The 16,899-nt window shown below is 75.3% G+C and carries 12 protein-coding genes; 9 read left to right on the forward strand and 3 right to left on the reverse strand.

Annotated features, from left to right (window positions below):
• The 3 genes from ACF9IK_RS27305 to ACF9IK_RS27315 all read left to right on the forward strand — a co-directional run bounded on the left by ACF9IK_RS27305 (window position 1) and on the right by ACF9IK_RS27315 (window position 4,662).
• Window positions 1-1,143, forward strand: coding sequence for an acyl-CoA dehydrogenase family protein (locus ACF9IK_RS27305; protein ID WP_395296742.1), 1,143 nt, complete (start codon window positions 1-3; stop codon window positions 1,141-1,143).
• Between the two features lie 83 nt (window positions 1,144-1,226).
• Window positions 1,227-2,441, forward strand: a complete 1,215-nt coding sequence (locus tag ACF9IK_RS27310) for an acetyl-CoA C-acetyltransferase (protein WP_395296743.1) — start codon at window positions 1,227-1,229, stop codon at window positions 2,439-2,441.
• A 49-nt stretch (window positions 2,442-2,490) separates the two neighbouring features.
• Window positions 2,491-4,662: a 3-hydroxyacyl-CoA dehydrogenase NAD-binding domain-containing protein gene (locus ACF9IK_RS27315; protein ID WP_395296744.1), complete on the forward strand. Its 2,172-nt coding sequence runs from the start codon at window positions 2,491-2,493 to the stop codon at window positions 4,660-4,662.
• Window positions 4,663-4,669: 7 nt separating this feature from the next.
• On the opposite strand, the gene ACF9IK_RS27320 is transcribed toward ACF9IK_RS27315, so the two are convergent.
• A complete protein-coding gene (locus ACF9IK_RS27320; RefSeq protein ID WP_395296745.1) occupies window positions 4,670-5,422 on the reverse strand; it encodes a MerR family transcriptional regulator in 753 nt (250 codons plus the stop codon).
• A gap of 427 nt (window positions 5,423-5,849) precedes the next feature.
• Here ACF9IK_RS27320 and ACF9IK_RS27325 point away from each other — a divergent pair, with 427 nt between their 5' ends.
• A complete protein-coding gene (locus ACF9IK_RS27325) occupies window positions 5,850-6,911 on the forward strand; it encodes an isopenicillin N synthase family dioxygenase (RefSeq protein ID WP_395296746.1) in 1,062 nt (353 codons plus the stop codon).
• A 107-nt stretch (window positions 6,912-7,018) separates the two neighbouring features.
• Here ACF9IK_RS27325 and ACF9IK_RS27330 read toward each other — a convergent pair whose 3' ends face one another.
• Window positions 7,019-7,957 (reverse strand): oxygenase MpaB family protein, encoded by a 939-nt coding sequence (locus ACF9IK_RS27330; RefSeq protein WP_395296747.1) that lies wholly within the window; start codon window positions 7,955-7,957, stop codon window positions 7,019-7,021.
• A 240-nt stretch (window positions 7,958-8,197) separates the two neighbouring features.
• Between ACF9IK_RS27330 and ACF9IK_RS27335 the strand changes: the two genes are divergently transcribed.
• Together ACF9IK_RS27335 and ACF9IK_RS27340 are read left to right on the forward strand one after the other, a co-directional pair.
• The gene (locus tag ACF9IK_RS27335) at window positions 8,198-8,599 is read left to right on the forward strand and encodes a YciI family protein (RefSeq protein ID WP_395296748.1); all 402 of its coding nucleotides are present in this window, start codon (window positions 8,198-8,200) and stop codon (window positions 8,597-8,599) included.
• Window positions 8,596-9,864 carry an RNA polymerase sigma factor gene (locus tag ACF9IK_RS27340; protein ID WP_395296749.1) on the forward strand — a complete coding sequence of 423 codons (1,269 nt, stop codon included), beginning with the start codon at window positions 8,596-8,598 and terminating at the stop codon, window positions 9,862-9,864. Before ACF9IK_RS27335 ends, ACF9IK_RS27340 begins: the two co-directional genes overlap by 4 nt.
• Window positions 9,865-9,896: 32 nt before the next feature.
• On the opposite strand, the gene ACF9IK_RS27345 is transcribed toward ACF9IK_RS27340, so the two are convergent.
• Window positions 9,897-10,322, reverse strand: coding sequence for a YjdF family protein (locus ACF9IK_RS27345; protein ID WP_395296750.1), 426 nt, complete (start codon window positions 10,320-10,322; stop codon window positions 9,897-9,899).
• A gap of 332 nt (window positions 10,323-10,654) precedes the next feature.
• On the opposite strand from ACF9IK_RS27345, the gene ACF9IK_RS27350 reads away from it, so the two are divergent.
• The 3 genes from ACF9IK_RS27350 (at window position 10,655) to ACF9IK_RS27360 (ending at window position 16,828) form a co-directional block, all read left to right on the forward strand.
• The gene (locus ACF9IK_RS27350) at window positions 10,655-11,437 is read left to right on the forward strand and encodes a hypothetical protein (protein WP_395296751.1); all 783 of its coding nucleotides are present in this window, start codon (window positions 10,655-10,657) and stop codon (window positions 11,435-11,437) included.
• Window position 11,438: 1 nt separating this feature from the next.
• Window positions 11,439-13,451, forward strand: a complete 2,013-nt coding sequence (locus ACF9IK_RS27355; RefSeq protein WP_395296752.1) for a hypothetical protein — start codon at window positions 11,439-11,441, stop codon at window positions 13,449-13,451.
• Between the two features lie 110 nt (window positions 13,452-13,561).
• A complete protein-coding gene (locus ACF9IK_RS27360; RefSeq protein ID WP_395296753.1) occupies window positions 13,562-16,828 on the forward strand; it encodes an error-prone DNA polymerase in 3,267 nt (1,088 codons plus the stop codon).
• Window positions 16,829-16,899: the final 71 nt, after the last annotated feature.

Below are 16,899 nucleotides of genomic sequence, written 5' to 3' on the forward strand. Positions count from 1 at the left end.
GTGCAACGCGACATCTACACCGAGGAGCACGAGGACTTCCGGGCGACCGTCCGGGCCTTCCTCGCCAAGGAGGTGCTGCCGCACTACGACCGCTGGGAGCGGGCCGGCATCGCGGACCGCTCGGCCTGGCTCGCGGCCGGCCGCCAGGGACTTCTCGGGATCGCCGTCCCGCAGGAGTACGGCGGCGGTGGCAGCGCCGACTTCCGCTACGCGGCCGTACTGGCCGAGGAGTTCGCCCGGGCCGGTGCCTCCGGTCTGGCGCTCGGCCTGCACAACGACATCATCGGCCCGTACCTCACCTCGCTCGCCACCGAGGAGCAGAAGCGCCGCTGGCTGCCCGGCTTCTGCAGTGGGGAGCTGGTCACCGCCATCGCGATGACCGAGCCCGGCACCGGCTCCGACCTCCAGGGCATCCGCACCCACGCCGTCGACCGGGGCGACCACTACCTGCTGAACGGGGCCAAGACCTTCATCTCCAACGGCATCCTCTCCGACCTGGTGGTCGTCGTCGCCCGCACCACCCCCGAGGGCGGCGCGCGCGGGCTCAGCCTGCTGGTGGTCGAGCGTGGCATGACCGGCTTCGAGCGCGGCCGAAACCTCGACAAGATCGGCCAGAAGGCCCAGGACACCGCCGAGCTCTTCTTCGAGGACGTCCGCGTCCCCAAGGAGAACCTGCTCGGCGAGGAGCACCAGGGCTTCGTGTACCTGATGCAGAACCTCGCCCAGGAGCGGCTCACCATCGCGGCCTCCGCGATCGCCGGCGCCGAGTACCTGGTGGAGATCACCACCGAGTACGTCAAGCAGCGGGAGGCGTTCGGGCGGCCGCTCGCCAAGCTCCAGCACGTCCGCTTCGAGATCGCCGAGCTCGCCACCGAGTGCGCCGTCACCCGTGCCTTCGTGGACCGCTGCATCACCGAGCACAACCGCTACGCACTCACCCCGGCGGACGCCTCGATGGCCAAGTGGTGGGCCACCGAACTGCAGAAGCGCACCGCCGACCGCTGCCTCCAGCTCCACGGCGGCTACGGGTACATGGCCGAGTACCCGGTCGCCCGGGCGTTCACCGACGGCCGCATCCAGACCATCTACGGCGGGACCACCGAGATCATGAAGGAGATCGTCGGCCGTTCCCTCCTCGACTGACCGCTCCCCGACCGGCCCCGCCGGCGCCCCCCACCAGGCCAGGCCCCCGAACCACCGGGCCGGACCCCGAAAGGCTCTCCACCGTGACCACCGAAGCGTACGTCTACGACGCGATCCGCACCCCGCGCGGCCGGGGCAAGGCCACCGGCTCGCTGCACGGCACCAAGCCGATCGACCTGGTCGTCGGCCTGATCCACGAACTGCGCCGCCGCTTCCCGGGCCTCGACCCGGCCGCGGTGGACGACATCGTGCTCGGCGTGGTCAGCCCGATCGGCGACCAGGGTTCCGACATCGCCCGGGTCGCCGCCATCGCGGCCGGCCTGCCCGACACGGTGGCCGGCGTCCAGGAGAACCGGTTCTGCGCCTCCGGCCTGGAGGCCGTCAACCTGGCCGCCGCCAAGGTCCGTTCGGGCTGGGAGGACCTCATCCTGGCCGGCGGCGTCGAGTCGATGTCCCGGGTGAAGATGGGCTCCGACGGCGGCGCCTGGTTCGCCGACCCGATGACCGCCTACGAGACCCACTTCATCCCGCAGGGCGTCGGCGCCGACCTGATCGCCACCGTCGAGGGCTTCAGCCGCACCGACGTGGACGCCTTCGCCGCCGAGTCCCAGGCCCGCGCCGCGAAGGCCCAGGCCGACGGCCTCTTCGACCGCTCGGTCGTGCCGGTCCTCGACCGCAACGGCCTGGTCGTGCTGGACCGCGACGAGTTCATCCGGCCCGGCACGACCGTGGAGAGCCTGGCCGGCCTCAAGCCCTCCTTCGCCGCGATCGGCGACGCCGGCGGCTTCGACGCCGTCGCCCTGCAGAAGTACCACTGGGTCGAGGAGATCGACCACGTCCACCACGCCGGCAACTCCTCCGGGATCGTGGACGGCGCCGCGCTGGTCGCCATCGGCAACCGCGAGACCGGCGAGCGCTACGGCCTGCGCCCGCGCGCCCGGATCGTCTCCGCGGCGGTGTCCGGCTCCGAGCCCACCATCATGCTGACCGGCCCGGCCCCCGCCACCCGCAAGGCGCTCGCCAAGGCCGGGCTGACCGCCGCCGACATCGACCTGGTCGAGATCAACGAGGCCTTCGCCGCCGTCGTCCTCCGCTTCGTCCGCGAGATGGGATTCCGGCCCGACCAGGTCAACGTCAACGGTGGTGCGATCGCCCTCGGCCACCCGCTCGGCGCGACCGGCGCGATGATCCTCGGCACCCTGATCGACGAGCTGGAGCGGCGCGACCTGCGGTACGGCCTGGCCACCCTCTGCGTCGGCGGCGGCATGGGCATCGCCACCATCGTCGAACGCATCTGATCCCGCCCCGGCACCTCCCTCCCCGGCCCCTTCTGGAGACCCGAACCTCATGAGCGACACCACCACCATCCGCTGGGAGCAGGACCAGGACGGCGTGGTCACCCTCGTCCTCGACGACCCCACCCAGTCGGTCAACACCATGAACGAGGCCTTCACGGCCGACTTCGAGGCCGCCGTGGAGCGGCTGGCCGGCCTCGGTGACGAGCTGCGCGGCGTGGTCGTCACCTCGGCGAAGAAGACCTTCTTCGCCGGCGGCGACCTGCGGATGCTCTCGGCCGCCCGGCCCGAGGACGCCGCCGCCGTCTTCGAGAAGTCGATGCGGATCAAGCGCGCCCTGCGCACGCTGGAGACGCTCGGCAAGCCCGTGGTCGCCGCCCTCAACGGCAGCGCGCTCGGCGGAGGCCTGGAGATCGCGCTCGCCTGCCACCACCGGATCGCCCTGGACACCCCGGCCAGCCGGATCGGCCTGCCCGAGGTCACCCTCGGCCTGCTGCCGGGCGGCGGCGGCGTGGTCCGTACCGTCCGGCTCTTCGGCATCACCGACGCCCTGCTGAAGGTGCTCCTCCAGGGCCGCCAGTACCGGCCGGCCCAGGCGTTCGAACACGGCCTGGTGCACGAGCTGGTGGACACCCCCGAGGAGCTGACCGCCCGGGCCCGGGCCTGGATCGGGGCCAACCCGACCGCCGTCCAGCCCTGGGACGTCAAGGGCTACCGGATCCCGGGCGGCACCCCGTCCACCCCGGCGTTCGCGGCCAACCTGCCCGCCTTCCCTGCCAACCTGCGCAAGCAGCTGGCCGGCGCCCCCTACCCGGCACCGCGCAACGTGCTCGCGGCCGCGGTGGAGAGCGCCCAGGTCGACGTCGACACCGCGATGGTGATCGAGGCCCGCTACTTCACCGAGCTGGCCTGCGGGCAGACCAGCAAGAACATGATCCAGGCGCTCTTCTTCGACATGCAGGCCGTCAACTCCGGTGCCGGGCGACCGAAGGGCGTCGAGAGGCGGACGGTCCGCCGGGTCGCCGTGCTCGGCGCCGGCATGATGGGCGCGGGCATCGCCTACACCTGCGCCAGGGCGGGCATCGAGGTGATGCTCAAGGACGTCACCGTCGAGGCCGCCGAGCGCGGCAAGGCCTACTCCGCCGGGCTGCTGGACAAGGCGGTGGCGCGCGGCCGCTGCACCGAGGCGCAGCGCGACGAGCTGCTGGCCCGGATCACCCCCACCGCCGAGGCCGCCGACCTGGCCGGCTGCGACGCGGTGATCGAGGCCGTCTTCGAGAACCCCGAGCTCAAGCAGAAGGTGTTCCAGGAGGTCCAGGGCGTGGTGGCGCCGGACGCGCTGCTCTGCTCCAACACCTCCACCCTGCCGATCGGGCTGCTCGCCGAGGGCGTCGAGCGCACCGGCGACTTCATCGGCCTGCACTTCTTCTCGCCGGTGGACAAGATGCGGCTGGTGGAGATCATCCGCGGCCCGCAGACCGGTGACGAGGCGCTGGCCCGCGCCTTCGACCTGGTCCGCCAGATCGACCGCACCCCGATCGTGGTGAACGACTCCCGGGGCTTCTTCACCTCCCGGGTGATCGGCCAGTTCATCAACGAGGGCGTGGCGATGGTCGGCGAGGGCGTCGATCCGGCCAGCGTCGAGCAGGCCGCCGCCCAGGCCGGCTACCCGGCCAAGGTGCTCTCGCTGCTCGACGAGCTGACGCTCACCCTGCCGCGCAAGATCCGCAACGAGTACCGGCGCGCGGCCGAGTCGGCCGGCGAGACCTGGACCGCCCACCCGGCCGACGCGGTGGTGGACCGGATGGTCACCGAGTTCGGCCGCCCTGGCCGCAGCGGCGGCGCCGGCTTCTACGAGTACGGCGAGGACGGCCGGCGCGGCCGGCTCTGGCCGGGCCTGCGCGAGCACTTCACGCGGTCCGACGCGGCGGTCCCGTTCGAGGACCTCAAGGATCGGATGCTGTTCAGCGAGGCGCTGGACTCGGTCCGCTGCCTGGAGGAGGGTGTGCTGACCTCGGTCGCCGACGGCAACGTCGGCTCCGTCCTCGGCATCGGCTTCCCGGCCTGGACCGGCGGCGTCTTCCAGTACATCGACGGCTACCCGGGCGGCCCGGCCGGCTTCGCGGCCCGCGCCCGCGAGCTCGCCGCCGCCTACGGCGAGCGGTTCGCGCCGCCCGCGATGCTGGAGCGGATCGCCGCCGAGGGGCGGACTTTCAAGGACTGACGGTACGTCAGCCCTCCTGGGGGCTGGGTGGGTCCGTGCCGCGCGCGGCCTCGCCCAGCTCCTCCCGGAGCGAGCGCTGGAACGCCGTCACCAGCGCCTGCGCCACCATCGGCTGGATGTGGCCGGCCAGGTCCTTCATCCGGGCCAGCTCGGCCGGCTCCGGCTCGCTCTCCCGGTAGGGCTTCCACACCGTCTCGCGGAACAGCCGGTGCAGCTCGTGCGCCGTCGCCCGGCTGTGCTCCAGCAGTACGGCCCGCGCCGCCAGCAGTGTCTCCAGCGGGATCGGCACGTCCAGGATCCGCGCCCCGAGCGGCAGCAGGCCCGGGTCCACCCGGAACGCCTCCGGGTCCGCGGTGCGTTCCAGTGCCCCCATCGCGGCCAGCCGGTCCAGTTGCTCCTCGGACAGCGCCCGGCCGACCCGCCGCTCCAGCTGGGCGCGGCCCACCGCCTCCGGTGCCTCCGGCGTCCACGACGCGACCAGTGCCCGGTGGATCGCCAGGTCCATCGGGGTGCTGTCCTGCGGGAGGCGGGCCAGGTAGCGCTCGATGGCCGCCAGGGTGAGCCCCTGGCGCTGCAGCTCCTCGATCAGTCCGAGCCGGTCCAGGTGGGCGGCCCCGTAGAGGCCGACCCGGCGCGGACCCAGCTCCGGCGGCGGCAGCAGCCCCTTCGTTCCGTAGAAGCGCACCGTCCGGACGGTCACCCCGGCCCGGGCGGCCAGCTCGTCCACGGTGAGCCGGACCTCCGCCGCCACTTCCGACATCCGTGCCGCCCTCCGCCTCCGTCGCACTCGTGCTGTGACAGCAGAAGTGTGACAGTGCCCGGGGGTGCCGGTCCACTGGCACGGGCGGCCTGTCCGGGGCCGCGGCGGAGGGTGGGGCGTCGACGGCCCACTCGTATGACCTGCTCACGACAATTCACCCCGCGCCGGGGGTCCGCGCCGGTCCGACCGTCATCTAGGCTGGTGACGTGCTCATCCTTGTTCGCCGCCGCCACGTGGACCTGCTCCGCGTGACGAGCATGTCCTGTCGACGCTCTGGCTGAACCTCGCGCCCTCACCCTCATGCGCGGCCCCACCAGGCCGCGTTCCCCCTCCCGACCCCGGGCACCCGCCGCACCAGGCGCGGCCGCCCCGGAGCCACCGGTCGACCACCGGAAGCGGTCGGGACGAGACCCAGCGGATGTCACCCATGACGCAGCAGCAGTCCACCTCCAGCACCCCCTCCGCCGCGCCGACCGCCTCCCCGGGCACCCTGCCGGTGATCGACCTCTCGCTCGCCGACGGCAGCCCCGGAGACCGGCGCCGCCTGCACGACGACCTGCGGGCCGCGGCCACCGGCGTCGGCTTCTTCCAGCTCGTCGGCCACGGCGTCACCCCGGCCGAGACGGCCGCGCTCATTGGCGCGATGCGGGCCTTCTTCGCCCTCCCGGAGGCCGACCGGCTCGCCGTGAGCAACCTCAACTCCCCGCACTACCGCGGCTACACCCGCACCGGCGACGAGCGCACCGGCGGCAGCCAGGACTGGCGCGACCAGCTCGACATCGGTGCCGAGCTGCCCCCGCACGTCCCGGCCGGGGGCGAGCCGCCGTACTGGTGGCTGGAGGGCCCGAACCAGTGGCCCGCGGCGCTCCCGGAGCTGCGGACCGCCGCGCTCCGCTGGATCGACCGCCTCGGCGGCGTCGCCGCGCGGCTGCTGCACGAGCTCCTGACCGCGATCGGCGCCCGTCCCGACTTCTACGACTACGCCTTCGCCGGCCACCCGCACCTGCGGCTGAAGCTGGTCCGTTACCCGGGCACCGCCCCGGACGGCGCCGGCCAGGGCGTCGGCGCGCACAAGGACTACGGGTTCATCACCCTCCTGCTCCAGGACACCGTCGGCGGCCTCCAGGTGGAGCGCCCGGACGGCGGCTTCCTGGAGGTGCCGCCGATGGAGGGGGCCTTCGTGGTCAACCTCGGCGAACTGCTGGAGGTCGCCACCGACGGCTACCTCAAGGCCACCAGCCACCGCGTGGTCAGCCCGCCCGGTGCCCGCGAGCGCTTCTCCGTCCCGTTCTTCTACAACCCGCGGCTCGACGCCCACATCGAGCCGCTGGACTTCCCCTCCGCCCACCACGCCCCCGGCGCCACCGAGGACCCGGCCAACCCGCTCTTCGCGGAATTCGGTTTGAACGAGTGGAAGGGCTACACCCGGGCCCACCCCGAGGTCACCCGCCGCCACCACCCCGAGCTGGTCGACTCCGGCTCCCGCTGACGCCCGGCCCCCGGCGTCCCGCCGTCCACCGACACCGGCCCGGTGGACGGCGGGGCACCGCTCGGGCGCGCGGCCGCCCGACCGGCAGGGGTGTCCCGGCAGGGGTGTCAGTCCTCCGCGGGCGTCTCGGAGCGGGCCTCCGGCCGGGCCGCGGCGTGCGGGAAGGGGCAGCCGGACGGCTTCGGCGCACCGCCCTCCTCGAAGGTGCCCAGCTCGCCGATCCGGTAGCCGTACGGGTAACCGGGGTAGCTGCGCACCTGCCGGCCGTCCCGCGCCAGGTGCGGCCTGCGGCGCGGCGGCAGCAGGCGGACGAGGCGCCCGCGCAGCCGCATGCCGGCGCGGACGGCCCGCCGGAGCGCGGCCGGTGGCGCCGGGTAGCCGAAGGCCTCGCGCAGCGGGTCGTCGAGCAGGCAGAGGGAGGAGGTGCGCATCGCGGGGCGCGCCGGGGCGGGGTACCAGGAGGACATCAGGCCGAGGGTGGCGTCCGAGACGTCGCGGCCGCCCTCGTCGAAGCCGAAGTGGGCGCGCTCGTAGTCGTCGAGCAGCCGCTCGAACTCCTCGAAGGTCTCCGGGATGCCGCTCAGGCCCATGTGGCGGCCGAGCTCCCGGTAGTAGTTGGTGGCCGCCCGGACCTCGTGCGGCGAGTAGGGGCGCCAGCCGTAGTCGTCCAGCCAGCGCTTGGGGATCACGACGAAGGTGGCCAGCACGTACAGGAAGTCGTCGTTGGAGATGTCGTACCGGCGGTGCATCTGGTTCATCCGCCGGATCGCCTCCCGACCCTGCTCGGAGGCGAAGCCGTGCTCGACCACGGCCTCCAGGATCAGCACCGTGTCGTCGTACCGCTTCTGCGCGCGCAGCGTGAACTCGCCGGTCCGCGCGAGCAGCCGACCGATGCTGGGCACCGCGTAGGTGCGGTAGAGCGCGAAGCCGAGCGACTGGGTGGTGTCCCAGGGGAACTCGTACCAGCTGCTGATCCGGTAGATCTCGGTGAACTCGGTCTCCGGATCCAGGCGCTGAATCCGCTTCAGCCAGTCGTATCGCTGCACAGGCCGACCTTAGGGGCAGGTCAGGGGCCGGTCAACGTGGTCCGGAGGGCACGGCCGGGGGCGGCCGGAGCCGCGTGAGGGCGGTCGGGCCGGGGCGTCGGTGCGCGGGCGCCGCCGGGATCCCGCTAACTTTCTCGAAGATTCCCCGCCGAGGACGTCGAAATCGCGGGGCGTGCTTCTACCTACAGGTGAGAGGCGCCCCACCGGGTGCCCCGACGAGACGAGAAGAGGCGCAGGACCATGAAGTACATGCTGCTGATGCAGTTCAGCGAGGCCGGTACCGACTTCCCCCGGATCGACGAGTGGAAGCCCGAGGAGATCGAGGCGCACATCCGCTTCATGAAGGACACCAACACCGAGCTCGCCGCCGCCGGGGAGCTGGTGGACGCCCAGGGGCTGGCGATGCCGGAGACCGCCCGGATCGTCCGGTCGCACAGCGGCGGCGCGCCGGTGGTCACCGAGGGGCCGTTCCCGGAGACCAAGGAGTGGGTGGCCGGCTGGTGGATCGTGGACTGCGACCGGGACGAGCGCGCGGTCGAGATCGCCGCGGCCGTCTCCGCCGCCCCCGGCCCGGGCGGGGCGCCGCTGAACATGCCGATCGAGGTGCGCCAGGTGATGTCGGCGCCGCCCACCGAGCAGTGACCGCACCCGCCGAGCGGATCGACGACCTGCTGCGCGCCCTCGCGCCGCAGGTCGTCGGCGTGCTCACCCGCCGCTACGGGGACTTCGACACCGCCGAGGACGCCGTCCAGGAGGCGCTGCTGGACGCCGCCCGGCAGTGGCCGGAGGAGGGGCTTCCGCTCAACCCGCGCGGGTGGCTGATCCAGGTCGCGGTGCGCCGGATGACCGAGCAGGTCCGCAGCGAGCAGGCCCGCCGCCGGCGCGAGGACCTCGTGGCCGGGCAGCTGCCGGCCGACCGGCGCACCGCGGCGCCCGCCGACGAGGGCGATCCCGCGGGGCGTGACGACACCCTCGCCCTGCTCTTCCTCTGCTGCCACCCCGCCCTCTCGCCCGCCTCGGCGATCGCGCTCACCCTCCGCTCGGTGGGCGGGCTGACCACCGGGGAGATCGCCAGGGCGTTCATGGTTCCGGAGGCGACCATGGGCCAGCGGATCAGCCGGGCCAAGCAGCGGATCAAGTCCTCCGGCGTGCCGTTCCGCATGCCCGACGCCGCCGAGTGGCCGGCCCGGCTGGACGCGGTGCTGCACGTCCTCTACCTGATCTTCAACGAGGGCTACGCCGGCAGCGCGGGACCGGAGCTGCGGCGCGTCGAGCTCTCCCGGGAGGCGATCCGGCTCACCCGCGCCGTCCGCGCCCAGCTCCCGGACGACAGCGAAGTGGCCGGGCTGCTCGCGCTGATGCTGCTCAACGAGGCCCGCGGACCGGCCCGGACCGGCCCGGACGGCGAGCTCGTCCCGCTCGCCGAGCAGGACCGCAGCCGCTGGGACGCCGCCGCGATCGCCGAGGGCGTCGCGCTGATCACGGCCGCCCTGCCGCGCGGACCGGTCGGGCCGTACCAGGTGCAGGCGGCCATCGCGGCCGTCCACGACGAGGCCCCGGCCGCGGAGGCGACCGACTGGCCGCAGATCCTCGCCCTGTACGGGGTGCTGGCCCGGATCTCCGACAATCCGCTGATCACCCTGAACCGGGCAGTGGCGACCGCCATGGTGGACGGTCCGGCCGCCGGGCTGGCGCTGCTCGCAGACGTCCCGCCGGGCCTGGCCGACCACCACCGGCTGTACGCGGTCCGCGCCCACCTGCACGAGCTGGCGGGGGAGCGGGAGGCCGCCGTCGCCGACTACCGGGCCGCCGCCCGCCGCACCGCCAGCCTGCCCGAGCGCCACCACCTCAGCCTGCGCGCCGCCCGGCTGACGGCCTCCGCCGACAGCGGCCCGCCGCCCGCCTGACGGCGGCGGGGCCACGGCCCCGCCGCCGGAGGCTACCGGCCCCGGTGCCGCTCGCGGGCCTGACGCCGGGACAGTTCCCGCTGCTCGCGAGCGTTTTCGGCGGTACGCCGCTTGGCGGCCGCGCGGTTCAGGTGCCCGGCCTCCTCGTGCGCCCGTGCCAGCGCCTCCTCCGCCGCGCTGCTCAGCGGCCGGGCCGCCTGCTCCTTCGCGGCCTGCCGGGCGAGCCGCTTGGGGTTCACCGCCCGCTGCCGGGCCCGCCGCTCGACGGCCACCTCGGGTGCGGCGAACGCGGCGTCCAGCAGCCTGCCGAAGTCCCGTCGGACGAACTCCAGCAACTCCGCGTTGCCGGGTTCGGCGCCGAAGACATGGCGTGCCGCGCGTACTCCGCCGGGTGCTGAGACCTCCAGCACCCCGACCCAGAACGGGTCGTCGAAGAACACGCTGAACGTGCTCGGCATGGTGCGTCCTCCCATGGTCGTGCCACGCCCCGCGCGCGGTCGCGCGCCGGGAGGAGCACGCCGGACACCCTGGGAGGGAGGTTACTGACCGCCGGCTCGGGGCCGATGGCGCCCGGACTACCGACCGGACCGTGTTTTCGCGCGCTCGCGGCCGATCGTACGGCCCCCCGCCGGCCGGCTCCATGCATTTCCCGCCCGGCTCCCGCCCGGCTCCGCGCCCCGTCGAGGCGCCTCGTCTCGTGACGACCGCCCGGCACGGCACACGGAGCGTGACGGATGGGGTGGACGTGTCGGACTTGAATCTTTGCGAACGGATGTTCGATCCTGGGGGTGTGCCCGTTTTCGAATCTGTTTTCGAATCCACCGCCGAGCGGCAGCCGCTCCGCCCGGTGGTGTCGGCGGCTGCGCTCGGCGGCGGGGAGGGGGCCGGCGGCCGCGGGCTGCTGCCGGTGCTGCCGGCGCTGGGGGAGGTGCTGCCGGAGGGCGGGCTGCGGCGCGGGACGGCGGTGTCCGTCGGGGGAGGGGACCTCGGGCTGCTGCTGGCGCTGGCCGCCGGGGTGCGGGAGTCGGACGGCGGGTGGGCGGCGGCCGTCGGGTTGCCGGAGCTGGGGCTGGCCGCGGCCGCCGGGTACGGGCTGGACCTGCGGCGGCTGCTGGTGGCGGACGACCCCGGGTCGCACTGGGCCGAGGTGGTGTCGGTGCTGGCCGGAGCGGTCGAGCTGATCATGCTGCGCCCGGACGGGCCGGTGGCGCCGAAGCTGGCGGGCCGGCTGGCGGCCGTGCTGCGGCGCAGCGGCTGCGTGCTGCTGGTGGCCGGGCCGTGGCCGGGGGCGGGGCTGCGGCTGGGCGTGCGGTCCGCGCGGTGGTTCGGGTTGGGGGACGGGCACGGGCGGCTCACCGGGCGGCAGGTGGAGGTGGTTGCCGAGGGACGCGGGTCCGCGGTGCGCGGGCACACCGCCCGGCTCTGGCTGCCGGACGAGCACGGCGCGGTACGGGCGGTGGCCGAGCCTGCCGCCGCGGCCGGGACGGCCGGCGTGGTCGGCACGGGGGAGACGGAGGAGGACGTGGCGTCGGAGGCCGCCGGGACGGGCCTCGAACGTATGGCGGTGGTGTGAGATGACCGAGGGCGGAACGGCGCCCGGGGCCGGCGGCGCGGCCGTGACCCCGCGGGTGCTGGTGGTCTGGTGCCCGGACTGGCCGGTGACGGCGGTCGGCGGGGACGCCGGCACCCCGGTGGCGGTGGTCGCCGGGGGCCGGATCCTGGCCTGCTCGGACGCGGCCCGGGCAGCCGGGGTGCGGCAGGGCCAGCGGCTGAAGCTGGCCCAGCGGCTCTGCCCGGCGCTGGAGCTGCGCGACCGGGACCCGGAGGCGGAGACCCGCCGGTTCGAGCCGGTGGTCGCCGCGGTGGAGGCGTTCACCCCCCGGGTGGAGGTGCTGCGCCCGGGGCTGTGCGCGATCCCGGTGAAGGGGCCGGGCCGGTACTTCGGCGGCGAGGCGGCGTTGGCGGCCGGGGTGCAGGCGGCGGTGGCGGCCGCGCTGGCCCGCCCGCCGGCCGAGCGGTCCGGGAGCGGCCCGGCCGGGGGAACCGGGCCGGACGCGGGTCCGCAGACCCACCCCGCCGACGCCGAGGCGGGCGCCGGACACCCGGCCGGGCCGACCCCCACGACGCCCGGCGCCGACCGTGGCACCGACCCGGCCGCCACCACCGGCGCCGCCCGGCGCGTGCGCGGCCCGGCGGCGGTCACCCCGCTGCACCCGGCGGACGCCGACCGGGCCGGGGTCCGCCGCCGGGCGGCGGCCGTGGACGAGCTGTTCGCCGCCGCGCCGGCGGCCCGGGACGGCGCGCGCGGCGGGTTCGCCCGCCCCGCCGGGTACCCGCCGCAGGAGCGTCCCGCCGAGTACCCGCCCCCGGCCGCCGGTCCGGCGGCACCCCCGACCACCCCGACCTCCGCCTCGCACGGCCGGGTCGGCGTCGCGGACGGTCTGTTCGCCGCCGTGCTGGCCGCCCGCGCCGGGGTGCTGGTGCCGGCCGGGCGGACGGCGGAGTTCCTCGCGCCCTACCCGGTGGCCGCGCTCGGTGACGAGGAGCTGGCGGAGCTGCTGGACCGGCTCGGCCTGTCCACCGTCGGGGCGTTCGCCGCGCTGCCCGCCGAGGCGGTCGCGGACCGCTTCGGCCCGACCGGCACGGTCGCCCACCGGCTGGCCCGCGGGCTCCAGCCGCGCCCGCTGGTCCCGCGCGCCGAGGGGCCGGACCTCTCCGTCGAACAGCGCTTCGACCCGCCCGAGCCGCTCGCCGAGCCGCTGGTGTTCGTCGCCCGCGCCCTGGCCGAGCAGCTGCACCGGCGGCTCGCCGGCGCGGGCCTGACCTGCCAGCGGGTCGCCGTCGAGGTGTCCTGCGCCGACGGGCGGACCGTCTCACGGCTCTGGCGCCACGAGGGCCGGCTGTCGGCGACGGCGCTCGCCGAACGCGTCCGCTGGCAGCTCCAGGCCTGGCAGGGCGCGGGCACGTTCGACACCCCGGCCGGGGCGGGGGACGAGCACGGCGCGCGCCCCGCCCCCCACGGCGCGGGCTTCACCGCGCTGCGTCTCGTCCCCGACGACCTCTCCCCGGACCAGGGGCGGCAGCTGGCGCTCTGGGGGCAGGCGGTCGCGGACGACCGGGTGGAGCGCGCGGTGGCCCGGGTCCAGGCGGTGCTCGGTCACGCCGGGCTGCGGCGGATCGAGCCGGCCGGCGGGCGGGGCCCGGCCGAGCAGGCGGTCCGGGTGCCGTGGGGTGAGCCGTACGACCCGGCGGCACCGGCCGACGCGCCCTGGCCGGGCCGCCTGCCGGACGTCTGGCCGGCCGTGGTGCACCGCACCCCGGTGCCGGCCGCCGTACTGGACGCGGAGGGGCGGCCGGTGGTGGTGGACGGCCGGGCGGGGGTGTCGGCCCGGCCCGACCGGGTCGCGCTGTGCGGGCGGGAGCTGGCGGTGGAGGGCTGGACCGGGCCCTGGCCTGCGGTCGAGTACTGGTGGGACCAGGCGCTCGCCCGCCGCCGGGCGCGCTTCCAGGTCACGGTGGCGGACGGCCGGGCGCTGCTGCTCACGGTGGAGGGCGGTGCGTGGTTCGTGGAGGCGGGCTACGACTGATCCGGCCGGATGCGACAGCGGTGGGGGACCATCGGCCCGGGGGGCAACACCGGCCGGAGGCAACGGCGGGGGGAGTCAACAGCAGAGCACGACCGAAGGCACGACCCCCGATGGGCTTCACCAGCCACCCCGCACTCCCCTGGAGCGAACTGCACCGGCGTCTGGCCGGCGTCCGGCCGGACCCGGCCGGCGGCGAGGTCGTCCCGCTCCGCCGCCGCACGGAGGAGCGCGCCCCCCGCCCCGCCGAGCCGAGCGGTGCCCCGGCCTGGGCAGAGCTGCACGTCCACTCCGCCTTCAGCTTCCTCGACGGAGCCAGCGACCCCGAGGAACTCGTCGCGGAGGCCGCCCGGCTGGGCGTCGAGGCGCTCGCCCTCACCGACCACGACGGCCTCTACGGCGCGGTGCGCTTCGCCGAGGCGGCCCGCGAGGCCGGCATCGGCACGGTGTTCGGCGCCGAACTGACCCTCCGCCCAGAGCCGGACCCCGCCCGGTCCCCCGGCCGGGAGACCGAGCACCTGCTCGTCCTGGCCCGCGACCCGGCCGGCTACCGCAGCCTCTCCGCGGCGATCAGCGCCGCCCAGCTGGCCGGCGGGGCCAAGGGCCGCCCGGCATACGACTTCGCGGCACTGGCGGCTGCGCACGGCGGCCACTGGGCGGTGCTCACCGGTTGCCGCCTCGGCCGGGTGCCGGCCGCCCTCGCCGAGGGCGGCCCCGCCGGCCGGCGGACGGCCGAGGACCGGCTGCAGAGCCTCGTCGAGGCGTTCGGCCGGGACAACGTGTACGTCGAGCTGATCGACCGGTGGCTGCCCGGCGACGACCTGCGCAACGACGCCCTCGCCGCCTCCGCCGCCCGGCTCGGCCTGCCCGTCGTCGCTTCCACCAACGCCCATCACGCCGGTCCCGCCCAGGGCCGGCTCGCGCAGAGCCTCGCCGCGCTGCACGAGCGCCGTACGCTCCGGGAGGCGGCGGGCTGGACGCACGCGGCCGGCACCGCGCACCTGCGCTCGGGGCGCGAGATGGCCGGCCGGCTGGCGCGCTTCCCCGGCGTGCGGGAGGCGACCGTCGACCTGGCCCGCGCCTGTGCCTTCGACTTCACCCGGCTGGACCCGGAGCTGCCGGGCTACCCCGTCCCGCCCGGGCACACCGAGATCAGCCACCTGCGCGCCCTGGTCGCCGAGCGCGGCCCGGCCCGCTTCGGGTCCGGCAACGTCCCCGCCCGCCGGCAGCTCGCCCGGGAGCTGGACGTCATCGAGCAGCTCGATCTGGCCGGCTACTTCCTGATCGTCCACGACATCGTCGACTTCTGCCGGCAGGAGGACATCTGGTGCCAGGGCCGCGGCTCGGCGGCCAACTCGGCGGTCTGCTACGCGCTAGGGATCACCGCCGTCGACCCGATCCACTACAAGCTGCTGTTCGAGCGCTTCCTCTCCACCGCCCGCGACGGACCGCCCGACATCGACCTGGACATCGAGAACCGCCGCCGTGAGGAGGTCATCCAGTACGTCTACCGCCGCTACGGGCGCGAGCACGCCGCCCAGGTCGCCAACGTGATCACCTACCGGCCCCGGCTGGCGCTGCGCGACGCGGCCCGGGTGCTCGGCTACCCGCAGGGGCAGGTGGACGCGTTCAGCCGGCAGGCCGACTTCCGCTCCACGCCCGGTGCGGACGCCGTCATCCCCGCCGACGTCCTCGCCCTGGCCGGCCAACTCCACGGCCTGCCGCGTCACTTGGGAATCCACTCGGGCGGCATGGTGCTCACCCGGGAGCCGATCGGCGAGATGTGCCCGACCGAGTGGGCTCGGATGCCGGGCCGGTCCGTGCTGCAGTGGGACAAGGACTCGGTGGCCGGCGCCGGGCTGGTCAAGATCGACCTGCTCGGCCTCGGCATGCTCGCCGCACTGCACGACACCTGCGACCTGATCGCCGAACACCACGGCGTGCGGCACACCCTGGCCACCGTCCCGGACGACGACCCGGGCGTCTACGCGATGCTGCGGCGGGCCGACACGGTCGGCGTGTTCCAGGTCGAGTCGCGCGCCCAGATGGCCACCCTGCCGCGGCTCAAGCCGGACCACTTCTACGACCTGGTGGTGGAGGTCGCGCTGATCCGCCCGGGCCCGATCCAGGGCGGCTCGGTCCACCCGTACCTGCGGCGCCGGGCCGGGGTGGAGCCGGCCGGCTGCCCGCACCCGCTGATGGAGAACGCCCTCGGCAAGACCCTCGGGGTGCCGCTGTTCCAGGAGCAGATGATGCAACTGGCCATCGACTGCGCCGGGTTCACACCCGCCGAGGCCGACCGGCTGCGCCAGGCGATGGGTTCCAAGCGCTCGCACGAGCGGGTCGCCCGGCTGCGCGACCGGCTGCTGGAGGGCATGGCCGAACGCGGCATCCCGGAGGAGGTGGCCGAGGACGTCTACACCAAGATCGAGGCCTTCTCCAGCTACGGCTTCCCGGAGAGCCATGCGATCAGCTTCGCCTACCTGGTGTACGCCAGCGCCTGGCTCAAGTACCACTATCCGGCGGCCTTCACCTGCGCCCTGCTGGCCAACCAGCCGATGGGCTTCTACTCGCCGCTGAGCCTGATCGCGGACGCCCGCCGGCACGGCGTCCGGGTGCGCGGGGTGGACGTCAACGCGAGCGGGCCGCGGCCGACCCTGGAGCCGTACCGGGGGCCGACCCCGAAGCCGCCGCTCACCGCGGGGAAGCCGCAGCCGGCCATCCGGCTCGGTCTGGACACGGTCCGGGGGATCGGCGCCCCGCAGGCCGAGGCGATCGCGGCCGGGCAGCCGTACGCGGACCTGGAGGACTTCGCCCGCCGGACCGGTCTGCCCGCACCGGTGCTGGAAGCCCTCGCCACGGCGGGTGCGTTTGGCTGCTTCGGGCTGGGCCGGCGGCAGGCGCTCTGGGCGGCGGGGGCGTACGCGGGCGTCTCGGCGGCGCTGCTGCCCGGCACCACGCCGGGTACCGAGGCCCCGGAGCTGCCAGAGATGACCCCGGTGGAGGAGACCATCGCCGACCTCTGGGCCACCGGCAGCTCCGCCAGCGGGCACCCCGTCCAGTACCTGCGTCCGCACCTGGAGCGCGGCGGCGCGCTGACCGCCGCCCAGCTGCCGGACGTGGCGCCCGGCACCGCCGTGGTGATCGGCGGACTGGTGACGCACCGCCAGCGGCCGCCGACGGCGGGCGGGGTGCTCTTCCTCAGCCTGGAGGACGAGACCGGCCTGATCAACGTGATCTGCAGCCGCCCGGTCTGGGAGTCCCAGCGACGCACCGCGCTCGACCGGGCCGGCCTGCTGGTCCACGGCCATATCGAGCGCGACCGCGGTGCCACCAACCTGGTCGCCACCCGGCTCAGCCCGCTGCGGCTGGGGATCTGAGGGCGGCGCCGTGGCGGCGCCCGGCGATCCGGCGGCACCGACGGGCGGCCGAGGTGGCCGAGGGGGGCCGG

Source organism: Kitasatospora hibisci, assembly GCF_043950205.1.
GTDB lineage: Bacteria > Actinomycetota > Actinomycetes > Streptomycetales > Streptomycetaceae > Kitasatospora > Kitasatospora hibisci.